Below are 21,350 nucleotides of genomic sequence, written 5' to 3'. Positions count from 1 at the left end.
CGCTGCCGGACAACCTGCGGGATGCCCCGATGGACAACCCGCCGGACGTCCCGGCGGCACCGGAGCTCGACCTTGGTCACCATGGAGACGTTGAGGCCGTACCCGGTCTGGTCGACCTCGCGGTGAACGTGCGCCAGGCCTCGATGCCGGACTGGCTGGCCGACCCGATCACCGCTGCCCTCGGTGACCTGGCCCGGTATCCGGACTCGGCTGCGGCGCGGGCCGCCGTCGCCGCCCGGCACAGTCGAGAACCGGCGCAGGTGCTGCTCACCGCCGGAGCGGCCGAGGGATTCGTGCTGATCGCCCAGGCGCTGCGCGGGATCCGCCGCCCGGTGGTGGTGCACCCGCAATTCACGGAGCCGGAGGCGGCCCTGCGTGTGGCTGGACACCGGGTCGAACGGGTACTGCTCGACCCCGGCGACGGCTTCCGGCTCGACCCCGCCCAGGTCCCGGCCGATGCCGACCTGGTCGTGATCGGTAACCCCACGAACCCGACCTCGGTGCTGCACCCGGCCGCCGACCTGGCCGCGCTCGCCCGGCCGGGCCGGGTGCTCGTGGTGGACGAGGCGTTCGCCGACACCACCCTCGCGCCCGGAGTAGCCGGCGAGCCGGAGTCGCTTGCTGCCCGGTCCGACCTGCCCGGCCTGCTGGTGGTGCGGAGCCTCACCAAAACGTGGGGGCTGGCCGGGCTGCGCGTCGGCTACCTGCTCGGTGCAGCGGAGCTGCTGGAGCGCCTGGCCGCCGTACAGCCGCTGTGGCCGGTCTCCAGTCCGGCCCTCGCCGCCGCGACCGCCTGCGCCGGCCCCGAAGCGGTGCGAGCTGAACGCCAGATCGCGGCCGACCTCGCCGCCGACCGCGACCACCTCCTCGCCCGGCTGGCGGCCCTACCGGGGGTACGCGTCGTCGGCCGGCCGGCGAGCGCCTTCGTCCTCGTCCACCACCCGGGCGCCGACGCGGTACGCCGTGCCCTGCGGGAGCGAGGCTGGGCAGTACGCCGCGGCGACACCTTCCCCGGGCTGGGCCCGGACTGGCTGCGGATCGCGGTCCGCGATCCGGCGACGACCGATGCGTTTACCACCGTGCTGGCCGAGATTCTGGAGGGATGATGCTGGAGACGACGAGGGCGGCGATCCAACCGCTCGACGAACAGGCGATGGCTGCCGCCGCGGACCTGCAGCGCCGGCTGACCAAACCCGCGGGCTCCCTCGGTGCGCTCGAAGATCTCGCCATTCGGCTCGCCGGCCTGGCCGGCACTTGCCCGCCGCCGCTGCCCGAGCCGGCCGCGGTGGCGATCTTCGCCGGCGACCACGGGGTGCACGCCCAAGGCGTGACGCCCTGGCCGCAGGAGGTCACCGGGCAGATGATCGGCAACTTCCTCGCTGGCGGGGCGGTGGTCAACGCGTTCGCACGGCAGGCCCGCGCCGCGGTCACCGTCGTGGATGTCGGGGTCGCCACGCCGCCAACGCCGGTTGCGGCCGTACCGTCCGGGTCGGGCCAAGCCGGCGGCACCGGACCCCGGCTGGTCGAGGCGAACGTCCGGCGCGGTACCCGGGATCTGGCCGTCACCGCCGCCCTCACCCGGGAGGAGGCCCGGGCCGCGGTGGAGACGGGGATTCGGGTGGCCGGCGAACTCATCGATGCCGGCGCCGCAATCCTGCTTACCGGGGATATGGGTATCGGCAACACCACGCCGGCCGCCGCGCTGATCGCGGTCTTCGCCGAGGCGGACCCCGCCACGGTGACCGGTCGAGGCACCGGAGTGGACGACCCGACGTACCAGCGCAAGATCGAGGTGGTGCGGGCGGCGCTGCGCCGGCATCAGCCGGACCCGGCGGACCCGCTGGGCGTGCTGGCCGCCGTCGGTGGCCTGGAACACGCGGCCCTGGCCGGGCTGATTCTGGGCGCTGCCGCCCGACGGGTGCCGGTGCTGCTCGACGGAGTCATCGCCGACTCGGCCGCGCTGGCCGCCGCAGCCTTCGCCCCGGCTGCCACCGGCGCGATGGTGGCTGGCCACCGCTCGGTCGAGCCGGGAGCCACGGTGGCGCTGCGCCGGCTGGGGCTGACCCCCCTGGTCGACCTCGGGCTGCGCCTCGGCGAGGGCACCGGGGCGCTGCTGGCCCTACCGGTGGTCACGGGTGCCGTCCGCGTGCTGCACGAGGTCGCCACCTTCGACTCGGCGGGGGTGGCGCAGAAATGAGTGCACTGCCCGTCTGCCCGGACGGGACTGCGGCGTGAGCGGCAACCCGTACCCGCTCGGTCTGCGGCTGGCCGGCCGGCGGGTGGTCGTGGTCGGTGGCGGGGCGGTGGCCACCCGCCGGGTGCCGGCGTTGCTCGACGCGGGAGCGGACGTCCTCCTGGTCGCGCCGGAGCTGACCCCGGCGCTGCGCGCCCACGCCGACGCCGGGCGGCTGCGCTGGCAACCGCGGCGGTTCGCCGCGGACGACCTCGACGGCGCCTGGCTGGTGCAGGTCGCGGTAGATGACCCGAGCGCCGCCGCCGCGATCAGCGCGGTGGCCGAGGAGCGGCGGATCTTCTGTGTTCGGGCCGATGATCGCGCCGCCGCCACCGCGTGGACGCCGGCGGTGACCCGGCAGGGCCCGGTGACGGTCGCGGTTCTCGGCGGCGGTGACCCCCGCCGGGCAATGGCCGTCCGGGACACCGTCCGGGATCTGCTCGCCGCCGGGCCGGGTCGGCTGGCCCCGCCGCCGGCCGATGCCGGAGCCGGCGGTGCTTCGGGGTCGGTGCCCGTCGATCGCTGGCCGGCTTCGCCGCACCCGACGGGCCGCGGTGGACAGGTCGCCTTGGTTGGCGCGGGCCCGGGCGACCCGGAGCTGATCACTGTCAAGGGGCGGCGACTCCTCGCCGAGGCGGAGGTGGTGGTCACCGACCGGCTCGTGCCCGGGCTGCTCCTAGACGAGTTGGGCCCCGAGGTCGAGCTGGTGGACGCCGCCAAGATTCCCTACGGCCCGGCCCGCAGCCAGGAGGAGATCAACCGGATCCTGGTGGACCGGGCCCTGGCCGGCAGGGCCGTGGTCCGGCTCAAGGGGGGCGACCCGTACGTCTTCGGTCGCGGTGGCGAGGAGCTGCTGGCCTGCGCTGGTGCGGGCGTACCGGTGACGGTGGTACCCGGAGTGACCAGCGCCGTCGCCGCCGCGGCCGGCGCCGGCGTCCCGGTGACCCACCGGGCGGTCGCGCACGAGTTCACCGTGGTCTCCGGGCACGTTCCGCCGGACTCGCCCGCCTCCATGGTGCGGTGGGAGCACCTTGCCGGGCTGCGTGGCACGTTGGTGATTCTGATGGGACTGAAGAATCTGGCGGCGATCTCCGCGACGTTGGTCGCCCACGGCCGCCCGGCCCAGACCCCGGCCGTGGTCGTACAGGAGGGCACGACCGGAGCCCAACGTACGATCCGCTCCACGCTGGGCGTGGTGGCGGCCGACGTGGCCGCGGCGGGCCTCCGCCCCCCGGCGGTCGTGGTCGTCGGCGACGTGGTCGGGGCGCTGGACTTCTGAGGGGCGGCCCGGCGGCCGGCGCGCGCCGGCCGCCGGGCCCCGGCTCACTGCTTGAGCATGTTGTCCAACAGCAGGGCGCAGCGGATCACGCCGAGGTGGCTGTAGGCCTGTGGGTGGTTGCCCAGCCCGCGCTCGGTCAGCGGGTCGTACTGCTCGGGCAGCAGCCCGGTCGGCCCGGCGGTGTCGATCATCTGGGTGAACAACTCCTCCGCGTCGCCCCGGCGGCCCGTACGCAGGTACGCCTCGATCAGCCACGAGGTGCAGATGTGGAAACCGCCCTCCCGACCGGGTAGGCCGTCCTCCCAGTGGTAGCGGTAGACCACCGGGCCGCTGCGCAGATCCGCCTCGATCTTGAGGACGGTGGAGACGAAGCGGGGGTCGTCCCCGGGGAGCAGGCCGGAGAGGCCGATCCAGAGCGAGGAGGCGTCACTGTCCTCGTGCCCGTACGCGACGCTGTACGCCTCGGCCTGCTCGTGCCAGCCGAATTCGAGCACGTTGGCGCCGATCCGGTCGCGTAGCTCCACCCACTCGGGCTGCTCCCCACCGCCGTGCTTGCGGACCACGTGTAGTGCCCGGTCGACGGTCAGCCAGCACATCACCTTCGAGAAGATGTGGTGTCGGGGCGCCAGGCGCGCCTCCCAGATGCCGTGGTCCGGCTCGTGCCAGCGGCGGCGGACCGCCTCCACCATGTTCTCCAGGACCCGCCACTCGTCGTCCCGGACGGAGCCGCGAGCGTCGGCCACCGCCGCGATCAGGTCGGCGATCGGACCGAAGACGTCGAGTTGGAGCTGGTGGTTGGCGAGGTTGCCGACCCGGACGGGCCGGGAGCCGGCGTAGCCGGGCAGGGTGTCGATGACCGCCTCGGCGCCCAACTCGTAACCGTCAACCGTGTAGAGCGGGTGTAGCCGTTCGGGGTGCCCACCGGTACGGTCAACGACTCCGTCGATCCAGCGCAGCAGCGCCTCGGCCTCCTCGGTGGAGCCGAGGTCAACCAGGGCGCGGGCGGTCAGCGCCGCGTCGCGGAGCCAGCAGTAGCGGTAGTCCCAGTTGCGGACGCCGCCCAACTCCTCGGGGAGGGAGGTGGTCGCGGCGGCCAGGATCGAGCCGCTCGGCTGGTGGCACAGCCCGCGGAGGGTGAGCGCGCTGCGGGCGACCAGGTCCCGGCCGGTGGTCGGCAACCGCAGCGTGGCGACCCAGTCCTTCCAGGGCTGCTCGGCCGCGGCCTGCCGTTCGTGGATCGGCTGCCGGTGGTGTTCCAGGCTGTGGGTGCCGAAGCGCATCTCCAACACGACCGGCCCGCCCGCGGCGGAGAGGTCAACGGTGGCCTTCGCCGTCTCGTACACGCCGTCGCCGACCACCTCCCAGGTGACGCCGGGGGAGTAGAGCGCGACCGGGTGGTTGGAGCCGAGCACCAGCAGCCCGTCGTCGAGCGGTTGGAGCTGGACGGCGACCTGGCCGAACTCGGGCCGGGGGGCGAACTCCAGCTGCGCCCGGCCGCGTCCGGTAAGCACCCGGACCAGGGTCGAGTCGGCGCTGACGATCGCCGGCCCGTCCGGCGTGGTCTCGGTGTCCGGGGTGTCCAGCCAGTCGGTGACGGTCAGGCCGGACCACCGGGTCTCCACGGTCATCGTGTTGGAGCGGTAGCGCTGGCCGAGTGGGATACCACCACGCTCCGGTACCACGCTGAAGTAGCCGGCGGGGCTGCCGCCGACCAGGTCGGCGAAGATCGCGGCGGAGTCGGGCTTGGGGTTACACAGCCAGGTGACCTTGGCCTCGGGGGTGAGGAGCGCGACCGTCCGGCCGTTGGCCAGCATCGAGTGCCGCTCGATCGGCACCGCCCGCTCGCCGAAGAGCCAGTTCCGGCGGGTCTCCAACAGCAGGCCGAGGGCGCGCGCGGCCTCGATCGGCTCGGCTACCCGATACTGCGCCCTGGTCTCGCCGGGCCCGATCTTGATGCCGACATCGGGCCCGTGCAGGTTGCCGAAGGCGTTCTCGTCGGTGACATCGTCGCCGATGAACAGCACCGCGCTGGCGGAGAGCTGGGTACGCAGTTGGTCAACGGCGGTGCCCTTGTGGGTGGCGACCACCGACAGCTCGATGACCTCCTTGCCCTGGGTGACGGTGACGTCGTCCCAGGTCGCGGGGCCGTTGCGGACCGCCTCGACGGCTGCCGCAGCGATCTGCGGATCAACCCCACGGGTGTGTACGGCGACACTGGCCGGCTTACGTTCCAGCCGAACGCCGGGGTGGGCGGCGACAATCTCGCGCAGTGCGTCCCGGAGCCGGGTGCGGACAGCGACCAGCTCGGGGGAGAGCCGTTCGACGAAGCCGATGTCGAACTCGGAGCCGTGGCTGCCAACGAGGTGGACCTCGCTGGGCAGCCGGGACAGGGCGGCTAGGTCCCGCAGCGCCCGTCCGGAGACGACCGCCACGTTGGTCTGCGGTAGCGAGGCGAGCGCTCGGACCGCGGCCGCCGCCTCCGGCAGCGGTACGGCCCGGCTCGGGTCCTCGACGATCGGGGCGAGGGTGCCGTCGTAGTCACAGGCGATCAGCAGCTGGGGGACGCGGGCGATGCGACCAATCGCGGTGCGCAGTTCCTGCTCCAGGCCGCCGCCACCGATCGGGTTGCCGGGTGTGGTGCCGGTGCTCACGAGGCATCCGGTCCCGGTACGCCGAGTTCGGTGAGGAAGGACTTCGCCCAGTGCCCCACATCGTGGGTGCGCAGATGACGTTGCATTGTCCGCATGCGGCGACGCGCCTCCGGCTTCTCCACGTGCACGGCCCGCAGCAGGGCCTCCTTGACCGCGTCCGGGTCGTGGGGGTTACACAGGAACGATTGGCGCAGCTCGGTGGCGGCGCCAGCGAATTCACTCAGCACCAGCGCGCCACCGCGGTCGGCGCGCGCTGCTACGTACTCCTTGGCCACCAGATTCATTCCGTCTCGCAGCGGGGTCACCATCATCACGTCGGCGGCGACGTACATCGCGGCCAGTTCGGTGCGACTGTACGACTGGTGCAGATAATGCACCGCCGGCACCCCAACCCGGCCGAATTCGCCATTTATCCGACCAACCTCGCGCTCCACCTTGACGCGAAGTGCCTGGTAGTGCTCCACCCGTTCCCGGCTCGGCGTCGCCACCTGCACCATAACCGCGTCCGGAACTGTCAACTTTCCGTCAGAGAGCAGCTCGCGGAAGGCCTTGAGGCGTAACTCGATGCCCTTGGTGTAGTCGAGCCGGTCGACGCCCAGGATGATCGTGCGTGGGTTCCCCAGCTCCTCGCGGATCTCCTCCGCCCGCGCCCGGATCGTCGGATCCACCGCGAGTCGCTCCATCTCTTGCGTGTCGATGGAGATGGGGAACGCGCCCGCCTTCACCCGGCGGCCGTCGACCTGGATCATCTGCCCTTCGTATCGCAGCCCGAGCAGGTGCCGGGCCAGGCGGACGAAATTCTGCGCCGCGAGCCGCTGCTGGAAGCCCACCAGGTCGGAGCCGAGTAGCCCGCGGAGGATCTCGGTGCGGAACGGCATCTGCATGAACAGCTCGATCGGCGGGAACGGGATGTGCAGGAAGAATCCGATCCGTAGGTCGGGGCGGAGCTCGCGGAGCATCGCCGGCACCAGCTGGAGTTGGTAGTCCTGCACCCAGACCGTGGCACCCTCCGCGGCGACATCCGATGCCGCCTCCGCGAAGCGGGCGTTCACCAGCCGGTAGGTCTCCCGCCAACGGCGCTTGTAAACCGGGGTCTCGACCGCGTCGTGGTACAGCGGCCAGATCATCGCGTTGGACTGCCCCTCGTAGTAGCGCTCCAACTCCTCCGTGCTCAACGGCACCGGATGTAGCCGGATGCCCTCCAGGTCGAACGGCTCCGGCGCGGCCCCCTTACCGCCGGCCCAGCCCACCCAGGTGCCGTGGTGTTCGGCGAGGACCGGATGCAGGGCGGTCACGAGCCCACCCGGGCTGCGTCGCCACTGCCGTCCCTCGGGTGTGCTCACCTCGTCCACGGGCAGTCGATTGGCCACTACGACAAAGGAGCTGCGGACGGTCACGTTGGGCCACCTCCGGGTGCTGACGAATCCCCCGCGACGAGCGTACTGAGCGTAGCCGCGGCGTCTGGTGTACCGTGCCGGACTTAGCCCACCCGCTCACCGGCCCGGAAGCCAAACGTGATCTTGTCGACAATTCTGGGGGTTCTGCCGGGGCGGTCAGGTCGGTTCGCCGGCCCGGCGGGGTGATGTGGGCGCAGCCACGGTGACCTGTCAGGATTGACGGCGGGTCGGCGTGATCGGCCCGCCGACGGGCGACCCCGGCTCCGCATCCGCGGCGGCCCCGCCCGCGTTAGACCACACCCGTTGATCGATGGAGGGTAGCCCGCACCGTGGCCCAGTACATCTACGTCCTGGAAAAGGCGCGCAAGGCGCATGGCGACAAGGTCGTGCTCGACAACGTGACGCTGAGCTTCCTGCCGGGTGCCAAGATCGGTGTGGTCGGCCCGAACGGTGCCGGCAAGTCCAGCCTGCTGAAGATCATGGCAGGGCTGGACCGGCCGAGTAACGGCGAGGCCCGGCTGATGCCCGGCTACACCGTCGGCATGCTGGCGCAGGAGCCACCGCTCAACGACGCGAAGACGGTCCTCGGCAACGTCGAGGAGGCGGTCGCGGAGACCAAGGCCAAGCTGGAGCGGTTCAACAAGATCGCCGAGCAGATGGCGACCGACTACTCCGACGAGTTGATGGCGGAGATGGGCCGTCTCCAGGAGGAGCTGGACCACGCCGACGCGTGGGACATCGACTCCAAGCTCGAACTGGCCATGGACGCGTTGCGCTGCCCGCCGCCGGACGCCGACGTGACCCAGCTCTCCGGTGGGGAGCGGCGTCGGGTCGCCCTCTGCAAACTGCTGCTGGAGACACCCGACCTGCTCCTGCTCGACGAGCCCACCAACCACCTCGACGCGGAGAGCGTGCAGTGGCTGGAGCAGCACCTGGCCAAGTACGCCGGCACCGTCATCGCGATCACGCACGACCGTTACTTCCTGGACAACGTGGCCGGCTGGATCCTGGAGTTGGACCGGGGTCGGGCCGTCGGCTACGAGGGCAACTACTCCACCTACCTGGAGAAGAAGGCGGCCCGGCTGGCGGTCGAGGGCCGGCGGGACGCCAAGATGAAGAAGCGGCTCTCCGACGAGCTGGAGTGGGTCCGCTCGAACGCCAAGGCGCGTCAGACCAAGTCCAAGGCCCGTCTCGACCGGTACGACGAGATGGCCGCCGAGGCGGACAAGACCCGCAAGCTGGACTTCGAGGAGATCCAGATCCCGCCGGGTCCACGTCTGGGTAGCTCCGTGATCGAGGCGCAGAACCTCACCAAGGGCTTCGGCGACCGGGTGCTGATCGACGACCTGAGCTTCTCGCTGCCGCGCAACGGCATCGTCGGCATCATCGGCCCGAACGGCGTCGGGAAGACGACCCTCTTCAAGACCATCGTCGGGCTGGAGCAGCCGACCGCCGGCAGCGTGAAGGTCGGTGACACCGTCTCCCTGTCGTACGTGGACCAGACCCGGGCGGGGCTGGCCGGGGACAAGACGGTCTGGGAGGTCGTCTCCGACGGCCTGGACCACCTGATGGTGGGCAAGGTCGAGATGCCGTCGCGGGCGTACATCGCTGCTTTCGGTTTCAAGGGGCCGGACCAGCAGAAGCCGACCAAGGTCCTCTCCGGGGGCGAGCGCAACCGGCTCAACCTGGCGTTGACGCTCAAGATCGGCGGTAACGTGATCCTGCTGGACGAGCCGACCAACGACCTGGACGTAGAGACCCTCTCCAGCCTGGAGAACGCGTTGTTGGATTTCCCCGGCTGCGCCGTGGTCATCTCCCACGACCGGATGTTCCTGGACCGGGTCGCCACGCACATCCTGGCCTGGGAGGGGGATGACCAGAACCCGGCGAGGTGGTTCTGGTTCGAGGGCAACTTCGAGGCGTACGAGAAGAACAAGATCGAGCGTCTCGGTGCCGAGGCGGCCCGGCCGCACCGGGTCACCTACCGCAAGCTCACCCGCGACTGACTCATGGCGGACCGGTTTCTCTACCATTGCACGCTCCGCTGGTCCGACCTGGACGCGTACGGGCACATCAACAACTCACGCTTCCTCACCCTCTACGAGGAGGCGCGGGTGGCCCTGATGTTCGCCGGGGGGCGGGCCTGGGGCGTCGGCTCGTTCGCCGACGGCGTGGTGATTCGGCGGCACGAGGTGGACTACCTGCGGCCGGTCGACTACGCGCTCGGCCGGGCCACCGCGGAGTCGGCGCCAACGGTCCGGATCGAGCTCTGGGTATCGGAGATTCGGGTTGCCTCCGTTACCGTCGACTACGAGATGTACGACGGTGATGTGCTGGTGAGTCGGGCCCGGTCGGTGCTGGTGCCGTTTGACCTGAGCCGGCAGCTGCCGCGCCGCCTCTCCGCCGAGGAGCGGGCCTTCCTGTGCACCTACCTGATCCAGGAGGAGTCGGCGTGACTGACCGGGGCACCGTGGGACGGGGCGGTCTTCCGCCCACGGTGCCCGGCGGTATTGGGCATGGGCTGACCGGTGTCGTTGACGCGGGCACGTTCCTGGCCCGGCTGGTCCGGCTGGACCGGGGGGCGTTGGTGCGGTTGCGGCCGGTCAGCGGGTCCGAGCGGACCGCGCTCTGGGCGCGGTTGCCGTGGGGGGTGCTGGTGGTCCACACGGTGGCCGGCGGTAGCCCCGGTGACGCCACCGTTTCCGCGGGTGAGCTGTTGGCGGAGCTGACCGCGGGCGGCTCCGCACTGCCCGTCCGGCGGGACGCGCAGTGGCGCTGGCCGCTGCCGCCGCCCGCCAGTCGGCGGGTGGAGACGCTCCCCGCGGCCGAGCTGCGGCGGGGGGCCGAAGCCGCGGCGGACGCCCTTCGGGATGCCGCCGGGCGTGGAGTGGAGGGTAGGGCAGCCGGGGAGCGGGTGCTGCGCGATGCGCTCCTGGATCATGTGCCGGTGGTCGTCACTCCGGACGACGTTCCCACCACGCCGGTCGAGGTGCCCCAGCGGTTGGTTCAGGGCTTGGTGCGGATGGGCTTTGTCGGTGCGCCGGAGGCCCCCGGAGGGGTGGTGCAGGTGCGGACGGTCGGCTCATGGGTCGGCCTGGTTGGGCCCTACGGGGCAGTATGGTTGCAGAGGGTGACAGATCTAACTGTTCGGCCTATCCTTGGTCAGCAGTCCGGATGATCCCCCATCGTCCTTCTGTCCTAGGGAGTTCATTAGGGGGGTGCTTCTTCCCGGCTGTCCGGGTACCGTCCATCCTCGGATCCAACCCAGCGTTAAGGGCTGGATCCGCTGGGGAGTGAGGTGGGTGAGCGATGCCGTGGTGGTCGTGGCGCCCCGGTCCCGCTGACGGCGGTGAGCCGGATAGCCGGAGCAGGGCCACAGTGGAGGACGCGGTCCGGGTCAGTCCGCCGGCTCCCCGACAACCGGGCGACAGCTACGCCGGAGCCGATCGTTCGCCGGCCGTGGACACCTCCGCCACCGTCGCGCCGGTCACGCTCGGCCGGATCAGCGCCGCGCTCGATCAGCTCGACGTCCGCTACCTGGCCGACGGCGACGGAAACCTGCTGGCGATGTGGGAGCGGCACGCGGTCCTGGTCGCGCTCGAGGGCCCGGACGACGAGATCCTGGTGCTGCGCGTTCGGCCGCACGCGACCGTCCCGCCGGATTGGGAGGATCGGGCCTACCGGGTGGTCAACGAGTGGAACCACACCCGTCGCTTCTGTAAGGCGTACATCGGCGATCCGTCCGAACGTGGCCAGCTTCCGATCTATGCCGAGCTGCAGGTGCCGTTCGCCGCTGGCGTGCACGACGCGCTCCTGGTTGAAATGATCGACTGTGGGGCGGCGGTAGCTACCAGCTTCGTCGACTGGCTGCACGACGAAGGTGCCCTGCTCTGACCGTCCCGCCCTGCTCGGACCGAGCGGGTCTGCTGGGTCACGCCGACGCGGCCGGGTCCTCCAGGGCGTTCACCATGAAGTACGCAGCCCGCTCCAGGTAGTCCCAGAGCGCGGTGGTGAGCTCCGGTGGCAGGTCCAGTCGATCCACGGCCTGCCGCATGTGCCGTAGCCAGGCGTCCCGTTCCGCCGCCCCGATTCGGAACGGTGCGTGCCGCATCCGCAGTCGCGGGTGTCCCCGCTCGGCGGAGTAGGTGTTCGGCCCGCCCCAGTACTGCATCAGGAACAGGGTGAGCCGCTCCGCGGCGGGCCCCAGATCCTCCTCTGGATACATCGGCCGCAGCAGCGGGTCGTCAGCGACGCCCGCATAGAACTCGTCCACCAACTTACGGAAGGTGGGCTCGCCGCCAACCGCAGCAAAGAAACTCGTTGCGGAGGCGGGGCTGCCGGATTCGCCTGCGGGGGGATGCACGGCTCCATCCTGCCAGGTTTCGGTGGCCGTCCGCCGCTGGCCGGACGTGGGCCGGGTCACGTACCGGCTTGGCTCCGATCCGGCGCGGACACCGTGTTGCGATGCCGTTCTTGGGCGTCCTGCTGGCCCTCGCCCGGGCTGTCGACCGGCTGGTCCGCAGGGCGGTCCGAAGATCCTGGCCGGGGGGCGGGCGGTGCCGGCGCCGGATCCGGTGCGTCAGCTCCCGAAGCCGCCTCGATCGCGGCGTCAACTCTCGCCTGACTCGGCCACGACAGCGCCGCGATGGTCATCAGTAGCACCCCGGCGCTACTCCAGAGGCCGACCACGAGCGGGATGGAGAACCGTTGGGCGAGCAGCCCGGTTACCAGAACCGCCAGACCCTGGATCACCTGCATGCCGGAGGCCATGACGCCGAAGGCGCGAGCTCGGTAGCCGTCCGGCAGCGCTTGGACGAACAGGCCGTTGGCCGTTGGCAGCAGCCCGGCGACGGCGAATCCGCACCCGGCGGCCAGCAGCGCCACCACCAGTGGTGACGGGTCGAGCAGGGTGGGAACCAGAAGCAGCGGAGCGAGCACTGCCAGCGGACGCATCAGGGCGATCCGTCGGGCCGGTGCGACCAGGCGGCCGACGATCAGGCCGCCGAGGATGTACCCGACCGGGCCGGCGGCCATGATGATGGCCTGGGCGAGGCCTTTGTCCATGTCGTCGGCGTGCTGGCCGGCCCACGCCGCCGCCAGCCCTTCCGGGATGATGGAGAAGAGCATGGCGCTGAACACGAGGATCGCGATGGCACGTAGCACGGGTTGGCCGAAGACGATGCGGAATCCCTCGCCGGTCTCCCGCAGCAGGTGGCTGCGGTGCACAGCCTGCATCTCCGTTGGTCGGGCGACCACCCCGAGACGGATCAGCGTGGCGGACACGGCGTAGGTCGCCGAGGTGACCAGCAGGGCGATGACGGGGCTGGCCGCCGCGATCGCCGCGCCAGCCAGATAGCCAACCACCTGCGCGGCCTGGCCGACGCTGGCGTTGATCGAGATTCCGACCACGAGGCGGTCACCGGTCAGGATCCGTGGCAGCAGCGCCGATCGGGCGGCCTGACTCGGCGGGTTGGCAAGGGTGGCGGTGAAGAGGAGCACTAATACCAGCGGAGTCGGCATCCCGGGTACCGCGATGACCAGCAGCAACACCATCCGGATCAGGTCGCAGGTGACCATCACGGCTCGGTGGGGATGCCGTTCGGCGATGGTCGCGAGCAGCGGACCGCCAACCAACCAGGGCAGGTAGCTGATGGCGAAAGCCGCCGCGGAGAGGGCTACCGACTCGGTCTCCCGGTAGACCAGGAGGGTCACCGCAGCCTTCGCGAGGTAGTCACCAACCCAGGAGAGGACTCCGGCCGTCAGAACAAATCGGTACTCGCGTTGGGCGAACACCTCCCTGAAGGTGGCCGGACGGGTTGGAGAAGGTCGGCCGTTGGGCACATCGCCTCCATCGTTCCCGGATCAAGCACTGTTGATGGCCGAGCCGGGAAGCATCGTCCGATTCGCCCGATCAGCGAGGGGAACTTCCTGCGCTGCCGGGGAGCTGTATCGGATTCTGCCGGATGCACCGACAACCAGCCAGGGCGAATTGGTTGATCGTCGGATCGCCGACTGAACGAAAGGAGGATAGTCGAAGCGGTGGTCGACCAAGAGTGCCGCTTCGGTCACGGCGTGTTGCTGGCACCGCCCACCGGGGATGCCTGCGCCGGCAGGCCCGGGAACCGGGCCGCGGCGATCTTATCGGTAAAGCCGGAGTTCTCCAGTGCACCGGCCAGCCGGCGACGTAGTTCCCGGCCGACGGCGAACTGACCGTCTGCCGTCGTCTTCACCACGGTGCGGATCACCGCGCCGTCCATCGTCATCTGCTCGACACCCAGCACCTCAGGCGGTTCGATGACCTCCGCGGCCAGGTCCGGGTCCACCGCGACAGATGCGGCCGCGTCCCGTAGCACCGCTGTCGCCTCCTCGGTGCTGGCGAAGCCGATCGGCAGGTCCACCACGACCAGCGCCCAGCCCTGACTCTTGTTGCCGACCCGGATGATTTCGCCGTTGCGGATGTACCAGAGGACTCCGCGCGCGTCGCGTACCGTCGTCACCCGCAGGCCGACCGACTCCACAAAGCCGGTCGCCTCACCGAAGTCGACCGTGTCCCCGACCCCGTACTGGTCCTCGATCAGCATGAACAGCCCGGCGATCAGGTCCTTCACCAGACTCTGCGCGCCGAAACCCAGGGCCACCCCGACGATGCCGGCGCTGGCGAGCAGTGGCGCCAGGTCGAAGCTGAATTCCTTGAGCACCATCAGCAACGCGATGCCGAAGAAGAACGCCGTGGAGAGGCTGCGTAGTACCGAGCCGATGGCCTCGGCGCGCTGTCGGCGCCGCTCCGGCACGAACTCACCCGGTTGGGTGACCGTGGTGGGGATCCGCTCTCGCAACGGTCGCAGCATCGTGGGCATGCCCGCACTGCTGGTGCTGCGGACGAGCCGCCTGATTGCTCGGCTGATCAGCCATCGGGCTACCAGGGCCAGCACGAGAATCAGTGCGATCCGGAGTGGCTTAATCAAGATCCAGTAGCTGCCCTCGGCGAACCACACGGCGCCGGTCAGGTCGTGCAGGGCGGCGCAGAGCGGCTCCCGGAGACACTCCGCGTTGGGCTCATCGGTGGCGAGGGAGCCGGCGGTCGCGGCCGAAACAATGGAGGCATCCACCCTGCCTTCGTACCGCAGCCGGCTCCGGTCGCCGCGCGCGGCCCGCCGGGCGACCGCCAACAGCCTTGGCGCGCAGCGTCGGTGCGGTGATTGCGCACCGACGCCGGCGGTCCGGGCCGGGTCGTCGCCAGGAAGCCTCCCGCGGGGTACCCCGGATTAACGCGTGCAATCCCGAGCCTTATCAGGGACGATTGGCGCACGGACGGCGATGATCTGGCACTCGACGTCCGACCGGTGGGTCGCTGCGCCCGCTTCCGTCCGGTGGTACTAGCGAGGGGCGCTGAACCGGAGGGGTGAGCGCGATGCCTGACATACGACCCACAGTGGGCTCCGGCGCGCTGGTCCTCAACGCCACCTACGAGCCCCTGTGCGTCGTGTCGGTCCGACGTGCGGCCATCCTGGTGCTCACCGCCAAGGCTGTCTGCGTCGCCGACGGTGATGGTGTCCTGCACAGTGCCCGCAACTCGCTGCCGGTCCCCTCGGTCGTGCGGCTCACCCGCTTCGTCCGGGTGCCTTTTCGGGCTCACGTCGGGCTGTCCCGGCGGGCGATCTTCGCGCGGGACGGGTGGCGGTGCGCCTACTGCCGGGGCCCGGCGGAGACTATCGATCACGTCCTCCCGCGGAGCCGGGGTGGTCGGCACTCCTGGGAGAACGTGGTGGCGGCGTGCGGCCGGTGCAACCACTCCAAGGGTGACAAGACGCCGGCCGAACTGGGCTGGCGGCTCCCCGCCACGCCGATGGCGCCGAAAGGCATCGCGTGGCGGGTCCTCGGGCACCGACCTCCCGACCCGCGTTGGGTCGACTGGCTCGACCTGCGCGAGCCCGAAGCCGCCTGAGTCACCGCGCGAGCCCGGGAGCCGCCTGAATCACTGCGCGAGCCCGGGAGCCGCCGGAGTGGCCGCGCCGCTGGCTCAGCCGCTCCGCGCCTCGACCAGGGAGGCGAAGACCACCACATTGTCGGCGTAGCCGGTCTGGCCACCAACCCATTGGCCGCCGCAGGTCACCAGCCGTAGGTTTGGTCGGTCGAAGTCCCCGAACACCTGGTCGGTCGGGAATCGTTCCTTGGCGAACCGCTCCACCGAGTTGACCTCGAAGACCGCGACTTGCCCATCGGTCCGGTCCACCTCGACCCGGTCACCCGCGCGGAGGTTGCGCAGCCCTTGGAAGACCGCCGGCCCGGTGTCGGTGTCCACGTGCCCGACGAGGACCGCCGGACCGTACTGCCCGGGCGTGGGACCCTGGTCGTACCAGCCCGCCTCCTGGGCGCGAGCCGCGTCCGGCGCCGCGATGGTGCCGTCCGGTGCCAGCCCGACGCTGTGCACCGGGGCGGTGACGTCGATGGCATCGATCTCGACGGCGACCGGATCGCTCGCCGGTAGCACCGGGAACTTCTTCGGCGGCGGCCGCAGGCCGGCGGTGAATCGCTCCGGGAGGACGCTGATGCCGGTCACCTGTTCCACCCCGAGCATGGCGATGATCAGCATCATCAGGGCCCCGATGGCCAGTACTGGTAACCCGGGGCTGCGGGAGAACCCCGGCTGCCGCCGGGCCCGTCCCCGCCGCTGGCGTGGACGTGGGGGCAGTGGCTCGGTGGCCGGGTCGGTGGTGACGACGCTCGCGGCGGACGCCTGCCCGGCGGCCTGGCGTAGCCGACGGGCGGTCCCGGCGGCCAGCCGGGCGGCGGCCGACACCGCCCACCGGCTGCCTGCGTGGGCCTTGGCGCGGCTTGCTGCCCACCGGCTGCCTGCGTGGACCCTGGCACGGCTTGCTGCCCACCGGCTACCCGCGCGTACCCTGCCACGGCCCGCCGCGCCGGCAGCATCCGCCGCCTGCTGTCGCCTACGCCTGTCTGCTCGGGCCATGGTGGCGGTCGGGTCAGGCGCCGTTCCCGGTGCGGCGGTTGCCGAAGAAGCCGAAGCCGATGGCTAGCGCCACCGCCACCACGCCCCCGGCCAGAAGGTAGGAGCCGGTGCGACCGACGGCGGTGCCGCCGCCACCGGTCGCCGGGCCCTTCGTCGGCTGGGACATGTTGAGCACTGTCAGTGTCGTGCTGGCGGTCTTGTTGTTTTCGCAGCGCAGGTCGACCCGGTAGTCGCCGGCCTCCTTGCTGCTCGGGATGGTGGCGTGGCCGGTGAGGAAACCGTTGTCGGGCCGGAGGAAGACCTCGCCATCGAAGGCACCTGAGTGCACCGTCGCCTGACGGTTGTTGTCCCGGTCGCAGCTGGCCCGGAGATCGACGCGGGTGCCCGCCTGCGCCGGATTCGGCGTGACCTCGATGAAGGTGTGCTCGCCGGCGCTGGCAGGTGCGCCCCCGAATACGACGAACGCTGCCACCAGCGCCAGCATGGCGAGTACGCGACGACCCCGCATGATTCCCCCTCCCGGTGCCGACCACCGGACCCTCCCCGGGTACCGCGGCCTGCTTTCCCGCTGGTTTCCGGGCAAACCCTCGTGGACGCGCAGCGGCCTTCCCGGCCGACCGGCGCGGGCATGGGCACTCAGCGGCGGCGGCGGGACGGGGCCGGTTCGCTGTCCGCGGAGCCAGCTGGTGTGACCGGACGCCAGCCGAGCGGGGTGGAGAGCACCATCGTGCTGGACGGTTGGCCGTACGGAGCGAGCCGATCAATGACCGCCTCGAACTCTTCGATCGAGCCCGCGGTGACGGTCAGCATGCTGCACGCGTCACCGGTTATCCGATGGATCTGCATGACCTCCGGCCAGCCTGTGATCTCCGGGCTGTTGAGGATGCAGCGGGCCCCGTAGCAGGACATGCGGATCAGGGCGACCACCGTTCGCCCGGCTCGGGCCGGATCCACGTGTGCGTGGTAGCCGGTGATGACGCCGGATTCCTCCAGCCGCCGTACCCGCTCGGCTACCGCCGGTGGGGAGAGGTGCACCCGTCGGGACAGCTCGCTGTACGACAGCCGAGCGTCGGCCTGCAGCTCACGCAGCAGGGCCCAGTCCATCTCGTCCACACTGGGGAATCTTACGTTCTCCAACCGGATCTGGGGTATTGCCTTCGGTTTGGTAGGTGGACCGCCGTGACAGCCGTTGTCTCGGCATTCCGCTGGTGCCGTCCGTCGCGACATTATGACCGCTACCGCAGTACGGCCGGCTCGAGCGGAGGGAGCGGACTGGTGGAACGAACAGAGGTACGGGCGGCCACCCCGACGGAGGTACGGCCGGCAACTCCGCGGCAACGTGCTAAGCGGGCGGCCCGCAACGGCGGTGAGCCGACTTTGGAGTTCACCGGGCGGATTCCGTACGACGCCTATGTGCAGGCCAGTACCCTGCACCGGCTGCAGACGCCGCTGAGCGGTGACCCGGGCGAGATGTCCTTCCTCGTGACCAGCCAGATCATGGAGCTGTACTTCAATCTGACCTGTCACGAACTGCGCGAGACCCAGCGGCTGCTGCGGGCGGACCGGATTCCGGACACCCAGGCGCCGCTGCGTCGTGCCGCCCTGCACCTGGAAGGGCTGAACGCCGCCTGGCGGAGCCTGCGTTGGATGACTCCCGCCGACTTCAACCGGTTCCGTAATCTCCTCGGCGAGGGCTCCGGTTTCCAGTCTGCGATGTACCGCCACGTCGAGCTCCTGCTCGGCCTGCGCGATCCGGCCCTGATCCGCCCGTTCCGTCGGCAGGCCGAGGTGCATGCCGAACTGACCGCTGCCCTGCACGCCCCCAGCCTCTGGGACGACGTGCTCGCGCTGCTCGCCCGGCACGGTCACGACCTTCCTCCGGAGCTCCTCGGTCGGGATGTCGCCGAGGAACACCAGCCGCATCCGGCGGTGGAGGCGGCCTGGGTGCGGATCTACGCCGGTCGCCCCGACGATCAGTTTCGGCTGCTCGGCGAGGCACTGACCGAGGTGGCCGAGGGGTTCGGCGACTGGCGCTGGAACCACGTCAAGGCGGTGCAGCGGACGATGGGCGCCAAGGTCGGCAGCGGTGGCTCCGCCGGCCTGGCCTGGCTGCAGCGGAGCATGGCCCGGGTGGTCTTTCCGGAGCTGTGGTCGGCCCGGACCGAGATGTGAGCGGGAGCGGAGCAAACCGTATGCATAAGGAAGAGCTGAGCCAGGAGGAGAAGGCGGCGAACCGCCTGGACACCGCGGACCCTGGTCACCGGCACCTGTTCCACGTGCCCCCCGCCGACGGCGGCCGTTTCCAGCAGGCGGCCTACCTGGCCGGGAACTCGCTGGGCCTGCAACCCCGGGCAACCAGGGACGAGTTGCTCGCCGATCTGGAGGCGTGGCGCCGGCTCGGGGTGGAGGGACACCTGGAGGCCGGTCGGCCGTGGCTGCCCTACCACGAGTTGCTGACCGGGCCGACCGCCCGGCTGGTCGGCGCCCGGCCGGCGGAGGTGGTGGTGATGAACTCCCTCACCGTCAACCTGCACCTGCTGATGGTGAGCTTCTACCGGCCGGCCGGCACCCGTACCCGGATCGTCATCGAGGACAGCGCCTTCCCCTCGGACAGCTACGCCGTCCGGAGCCAGGCCCGGTTCCATGGTCTTGACCCGGATAGCACGGTGCTGCGCCTGGCTCCCCGTCCCGGTGAGGACACCCTGCGTACGGCTGATGTGCTTGACCTGCTCGCGGCGGAGGGGGACACGATCGCGCTGCTGCTGCTCGGTGGCGTCAACTACCTGACCGGCGAGCTGATGGAGATCCCGGAGATCACCGCCGCCGGTCGGGCGGCCGGCGCGGTGGTCGGCTGGGATCTCGCGCACGCCGCGGGCAACGTCCCACTTGCCCTGCACGAATGGGATGTCGACTTCGCGGCGTGGTGCTCCTACAAGTACCTGAACTCCGGGCCGGGCGGGCTTTCCGGGGTGTTCGTCCATGAGCGTCACCTCGCCGATCCGACGCTGCCCCGGTTCGAGGGCTGGTGGAGTACTGAGGCGGCTACCCGGTTCGAGATGTCGCCGGTGGCCCGACCGCCGGCGACGGCGGAGGCCTGGCAGGTCTCCAACCCGCCGATCTTCGCGATGGGGCCGGTACGCACGTCGCTGGAGCTCTTCGACTCGGTCGGCATGACGGCGTTGCGGGAGCGCAGTGTCCGGCTCACCGGCTATCTGGAGTGGCTGCTGGACCAGGTCACTCCGGGTCGGCCGCTGGCAGTGGTCACCCCGCGCGATCCGGCCCGCCGGGGCGCGCAACTGTCGGTGCGGATCGGCACCGGGAGCGCCGCGGAACTGGCGAAGCGGTTGCGGTTGGAGCACGGGGTTGTCGCAGATGCGCGGGAGCCAGATGTTGTCCGGTTCGCGCCGGTGCCGCTTTACTCGACGTACCACGATTGCTGGCGGGTGGCCGACGCGTTGGCCGCCACGGTGGAGGTGCATTGATGAGCACAGAGCGCGCTGAGGTCGCCGTCGTCGGTGCCGGACTCTCCGGCTGCCTGCTCGCCGCCTTCCTGGCCCGGCGGGGCTATCCGGTCGCCCTCTACGAACGCCGCCCCGACCCCCGGGCCGGTCGGGTGGAGCGGGGGCGCTCCATCAACCTGGCGCTCTCCGAACGAGGGCTGGACGCGTTGCGCCGGATCGGCCTGGACGCCCGGGTGCTGGCCGACGCGTTGCCGATGCGGGGCCGGATGATTCATCCGGTGGGCGGCGAGCCGCAGTTTCAGGGCTACAGCGCCGCCGGGGACCGGGCGATCAACTCGATCAGTCGGGGGGCGCTGAACAACGCCCTGCTCTCCGCGGCCGCCGCGTTGCCGGGCGTGCGGGTCGCCTTCGACCACCGGTTGGTCGACCTTGACCCGACCACCGGAGAGATGACCTTCGACACCCCACAGGGGAAGGTCGCTGATGCCGCGTCGGTGGTCCTAGGCGCGGATGGCGCCGGTTCGGCGGTCCGTGGCCAGCTACTCGGTCACGGCCTGCTGCGGGAGAGTCTGGACTTTCTCGACTACGGCTACAAGGAGCTGACCATTCCGCCGGTGGGCGGGGACTTCGCGCTCGACCCGGAGGCACTGCACATCTGGCCGCGGGGCACCTCGATGATGATCGCGCTGCCGAACCCGGACCGCTCCTTCACCTGTACGCTTTTCTGGCCCACCCACGGCACCGCGAGCTTCGCCTCGCTGGGCAGCCCGGCGGCGATCGAGCAACACTTCGCGCAGCACTACCCGGACCTGCTTCCCCTCGCCCCGAACCTGGTTGACGACTATCTGCACAATCCGGTCGGAGTCCTCGGCACTGTCCGCTGTGACCCCTGGCAGGCGAACGGGAGAGTCGGGTTGCTCGGCGACGCGGCGCACGCCATCGTGCCGTTCTACGGTCAGGGCGCCAACTGCGCCTTCGAGGACGTGGTGGAGCTGGACCGCTGCCTCGACGAGTGTGCCGACGACTGGTCCGCGGCGCTACCGCTGTACCAACACCGCCGGCAGGCCAACGCCGAGGCGATCGCCCAGATGGCGCTGACCAACTTCGTCGAGATGCGCGACCGGGTCGCCTCGCCGCTGTTCCAGCTCAGCCGACGGGTGGAGCAGACGCTGGAGCGGGCACTGCCCGGCCGGTACGTGTCCCGGTACGAGTTGGTCTCTTTCTCCACCACCCCGTACGCGGAGGTGCGCCATCGAGTCCGTCGCCAGCACCAGCTGCTGGGTGCGGCGGTCGGTGGCGCGGCGGCCCTGCTGGCCGGCGTGGTCGGGGCGGCACTCCGCCGAGGGAGGCGCGGATGA

General features: G+C 70.8%; 19 protein-coding genes. 11 read left to right on the top strand and 8 right to left on the bottom strand.

Translation table 11 applies throughout. The features are described 5' to 3' along the window. Positions 1-29 precede the first annotated feature (29 nt). Genes cobC through cobA form a run of 3 tightly spaced genes read left to right on the top strand, consistent with a single transcriptional unit; the run spans position 30 to position 3,512 of the window. Complete coding sequence (cobC, locus tag SALPAC2_RS0110915; RefSeq protein ID WP_033662016.1) at positions 30-1,106, top strand: Rv2231c family pyridoxal phosphate-dependent protein CobC; 1,077 nt, start codon at positions 30-32, stop codon at positions 1,104-1,106. Beyond that, complete coding sequence (gene cobT / locus SALPAC2_RS0110910) at positions 1,106-2,197, top strand: nicotinate-nucleotide--dimethylbenzimidazole phosphoribosyltransferase (protein ID WP_018216690.1); 1,092 nt, start codon at positions 1,106-1,108, stop codon at positions 2,195-2,197. Before cobC ends, cobT begins: the two co-directional genes overlap by 1 nt. Positions 2,198-2,231: 34 nt before the next feature. Then, positions 2,232-3,512, top strand: a complete 1,281-nt coding sequence (cobA, locus tag SALPAC2_RS0110905; RefSeq protein ID WP_018216689.1) for a uroporphyrinogen-III C-methyltransferase — start codon at positions 2,232-2,234, stop codon at positions 3,510-3,512. Between the two features lie 44 nt (positions 3,513-3,556). Here the strand turns inward: cobA and otsB are convergent, their stop codons facing one another. Further along, complete coding sequence (gene otsB, locus SALPAC2_RS0110900) at positions 3,557-6,163, bottom strand: trehalose-phosphatase (protein WP_018216688.1); 2,607 nt, start codon at positions 6,161-6,163, stop codon at positions 3,557-3,559. Continuing rightward, positions 6,160-7,560, bottom strand: a complete 1,401-nt coding sequence (locus tag SALPAC2_RS0110895; RefSeq protein WP_026184622.1) for an alpha,alpha-trehalose-phosphate synthase (UDP-forming) — start codon at positions 7,558-7,560, stop codon at positions 6,160-6,162. Before SALPAC2_RS0110895 ends, otsB begins: the two co-directional genes overlap by 4 nt. Before the next feature lie 329 nt (positions 7,561-7,889). Between SALPAC2_RS0110895 and ettA the strand changes: the two genes are divergently transcribed. From ettA to SALPAC2_RS0110875, 4 genes are all read left to right on the top strand, one after another. Continuing rightward, the gene (gene ettA, locus SALPAC2_RS0110890; protein WP_018216686.1) at positions 7,890-9,566 is read left to right on the top strand and encodes an energy-dependent translational throttle protein EttA; all 1,677 of its coding nucleotides are present in this window, start codon (positions 7,890-7,892) and stop codon (positions 9,564-9,566) included. A gap of 3 nt (positions 9,567-9,569) precedes the next feature. Continuing rightward, a complete protein-coding gene (locus SALPAC2_RS0110885) occupies positions 9,570-10,016 on the top strand; it encodes an acyl-CoA thioesterase (protein ID WP_018216685.1) in 447 nt (148 codons plus the stop codon). Then, a complete protein-coding gene (locus SALPAC2_RS0110880) occupies positions 10,013-10,738 on the top strand; it encodes a hypothetical protein (protein WP_018216684.1) in 726 nt (241 codons plus the stop codon). Before SALPAC2_RS0110885 ends, SALPAC2_RS0110880 begins: the two co-directional genes overlap by 4 nt. A 131-nt stretch (positions 10,739-10,869) precedes the next feature. After that, positions 10,870-11,454 (top strand): type III secretion system chaperone family protein, encoded by a 585-nt coding sequence (locus tag SALPAC2_RS0110875; RefSeq protein WP_026184621.1) that lies wholly within the window; start codon positions 10,870-10,872, stop codon positions 11,452-11,454. A 37-nt stretch (positions 11,455-11,491) separates the two neighbouring features. On the opposite strand, the gene SALPAC2_RS0110870 is transcribed toward SALPAC2_RS0110875, so the two are convergent. The 3 genes from SALPAC2_RS0110870 to SALPAC2_RS0110860 all read right to left on the bottom strand — a co-directional run bounded on the left by SALPAC2_RS0110870 (position 11,492) and on the right by SALPAC2_RS0110860 (position 14,669). Further along, positions 11,492-11,923 (bottom strand): globin, encoded by a 432-nt coding sequence (locus SALPAC2_RS0110870; RefSeq protein WP_033662015.1) that lies wholly within the window; start codon positions 11,921-11,923, stop codon positions 11,492-11,494. A 56-nt stretch (positions 11,924-11,979) separates the two neighbouring features. Then, the gene (locus SALPAC2_RS0110865; RefSeq protein ID WP_050563094.1) at positions 11,980-13,353 is read right to left on the bottom strand and encodes an MFS transporter; all 1,374 of its coding nucleotides are present in this window, start codon (positions 13,351-13,353) and stop codon (positions 11,980-11,982) included. A gap of 272 nt (positions 13,354-13,625) precedes the next feature. Further along, positions 13,626-14,669, bottom strand: a complete 1,044-nt coding sequence (locus tag SALPAC2_RS0110860) for a mechanosensitive ion channel family protein (RefSeq protein WP_026184620.1) — start codon at positions 14,667-14,669, stop codon at positions 13,626-13,628. Positions 14,670-14,971: 302 nt separating this feature from the next. Between SALPAC2_RS0110860 and SALPAC2_RS0110855 the strand changes: the two genes are divergently transcribed. Beyond that, positions 14,972-15,505, top strand: a complete 534-nt coding sequence (locus tag SALPAC2_RS0110855) for an HNH endonuclease (RefSeq protein ID WP_026184619.1) — start codon at positions 14,972-14,974, stop codon at positions 15,503-15,505. A 75-nt stretch (positions 15,506-15,580) separates the two neighbouring features. Here SALPAC2_RS0110855 and SALPAC2_RS0110850 read toward each other — a convergent pair whose 3' ends face one another. The 3 genes from SALPAC2_RS0110850 to SALPAC2_RS0110840 form a co-directional block, all read right to left on the bottom strand. Next, positions 15,581-16,360, bottom strand: coding sequence for a class F sortase (locus tag SALPAC2_RS0110850; protein WP_018216678.1), 780 nt, complete (start codon positions 16,358-16,360; stop codon positions 15,581-15,583). Between the two features lie 184 nt (positions 16,361-16,544). Next, complete coding sequence (locus tag SALPAC2_RS0110845) at positions 16,545-17,015, bottom strand: hypothetical protein (protein ID WP_018216677.1); 471 nt, start codon at positions 17,013-17,015, stop codon at positions 16,545-16,547. A 152-nt stretch (positions 17,016-17,167) separates the two neighbouring features. After that, positions 17,168-17,644: an Lrp/AsnC family transcriptional regulator gene (locus SALPAC2_RS0110840; RefSeq protein WP_018216676.1), complete on the bottom strand. Its 477-nt coding sequence runs from the start codon at positions 17,642-17,644 to the stop codon at positions 17,168-17,170. Positions 17,645-17,806: 162 nt separating this feature from the next. Between SALPAC2_RS0110840 and SALPAC2_RS0110835 the strand changes: the two genes are divergently transcribed. Genes SALPAC2_RS0110835 through SALPAC2_RS0110825 form a run of 3 tightly spaced genes read left to right on the top strand, consistent with a single transcriptional unit; the run spans position 17,807 to position 21,350 of the window. Next, positions 17,807-18,703 carry a tryptophan 2,3-dioxygenase gene (locus tag SALPAC2_RS0110835; protein WP_026184618.1) on the top strand — a complete coding sequence of 299 codons (897 nt, stop codon included), beginning with the start codon at positions 17,807-17,809 and terminating at the stop codon, positions 18,701-18,703. 20 nt (positions 18,704-18,723) lie between these two features. Then, positions 18,724-20,013, top strand: a complete 1,290-nt coding sequence (gene kynU / locus SALPAC2_RS0110830; RefSeq protein WP_018216674.1) for a kynureninase — start codon at positions 18,724-18,726, stop codon at positions 20,011-20,013. After that, complete coding sequence (locus SALPAC2_RS0110825; RefSeq protein WP_018216673.1) at positions 20,013-21,350, top strand: FAD-dependent oxidoreductase; 1,338 nt, start codon at positions 20,013-20,015, stop codon at positions 21,348-21,350. The genes kynU and SALPAC2_RS0110825 overlap by 1 nt, the downstream gene beginning before the upstream one ends.

The organism is Salinispora vitiensis (assembly GCF_000378825.1).
GTDB classification, from domain to species: Bacteria; Actinomycetota; Actinomycetes; order Mycobacteriales; family Micromonosporaceae; genus Micromonospora; species Micromonospora vitiensis.
This window is presented reverse-complemented; position numbering and strand designations above follow the sequence as displayed.

Excerpts from the sequence above, each read along its gene's own strand:
- cobT (WP_018216690.1), top strand. The coding sequence starts at position 1,106 with ATGCTGGAGACGACGAGGGCGGCGATCCAACCGCTCGACGAACAGGCG.
- SALPAC2_RS0110845 (WP_018216677.1), bottom strand. The coding sequence starts at position 17,015 with ATGCTGGCGCTGGTGGCAGCGTTCGTCGTATTCGGGGGCGCACCTGCC.
- kynU (WP_018216674.1), top strand. The coding sequence starts at position 18,724 with ATGCATAAGGAAGAGCTGAGCCAGGAGGAGAAGGCGGCGAACCGCCTG.
- cobC (WP_033662016.1), top strand. The coding sequence starts at position 30 with ATGGACAACCCGCCGGACGTCCCGGCGGCACCGGAGCTCGACCTTGGT.
- SALPAC2_RS0110885 (WP_018216685.1), top strand. The coding sequence starts at position 9,570 with ATGGCGGACCGGTTTCTCTACCATTGCACGCTCCGCTGGTCCGACCTG.
- SALPAC2_RS0110825 (WP_018216673.1), top strand. The coding sequence starts at position 20,013 with ATGAGCACAGAGCGCGCTGAGGTCGCCGTCGTCGGTGCCGGACTCTCC.
- SALPAC2_RS0110855 (WP_026184619.1), top strand. The coding sequence starts at position 14,972 with ATGCCTGACATACGACCCACAGTGGGCTCCGGCGCGCTGGTCCTCAAC.
- SALPAC2_RS0110875 (WP_026184621.1), top strand. The coding sequence starts at position 10,870 with ATGCCGTGGTGGTCGTGGCGCCCCGGTCCCGCTGACGGCGGTGAGCCG.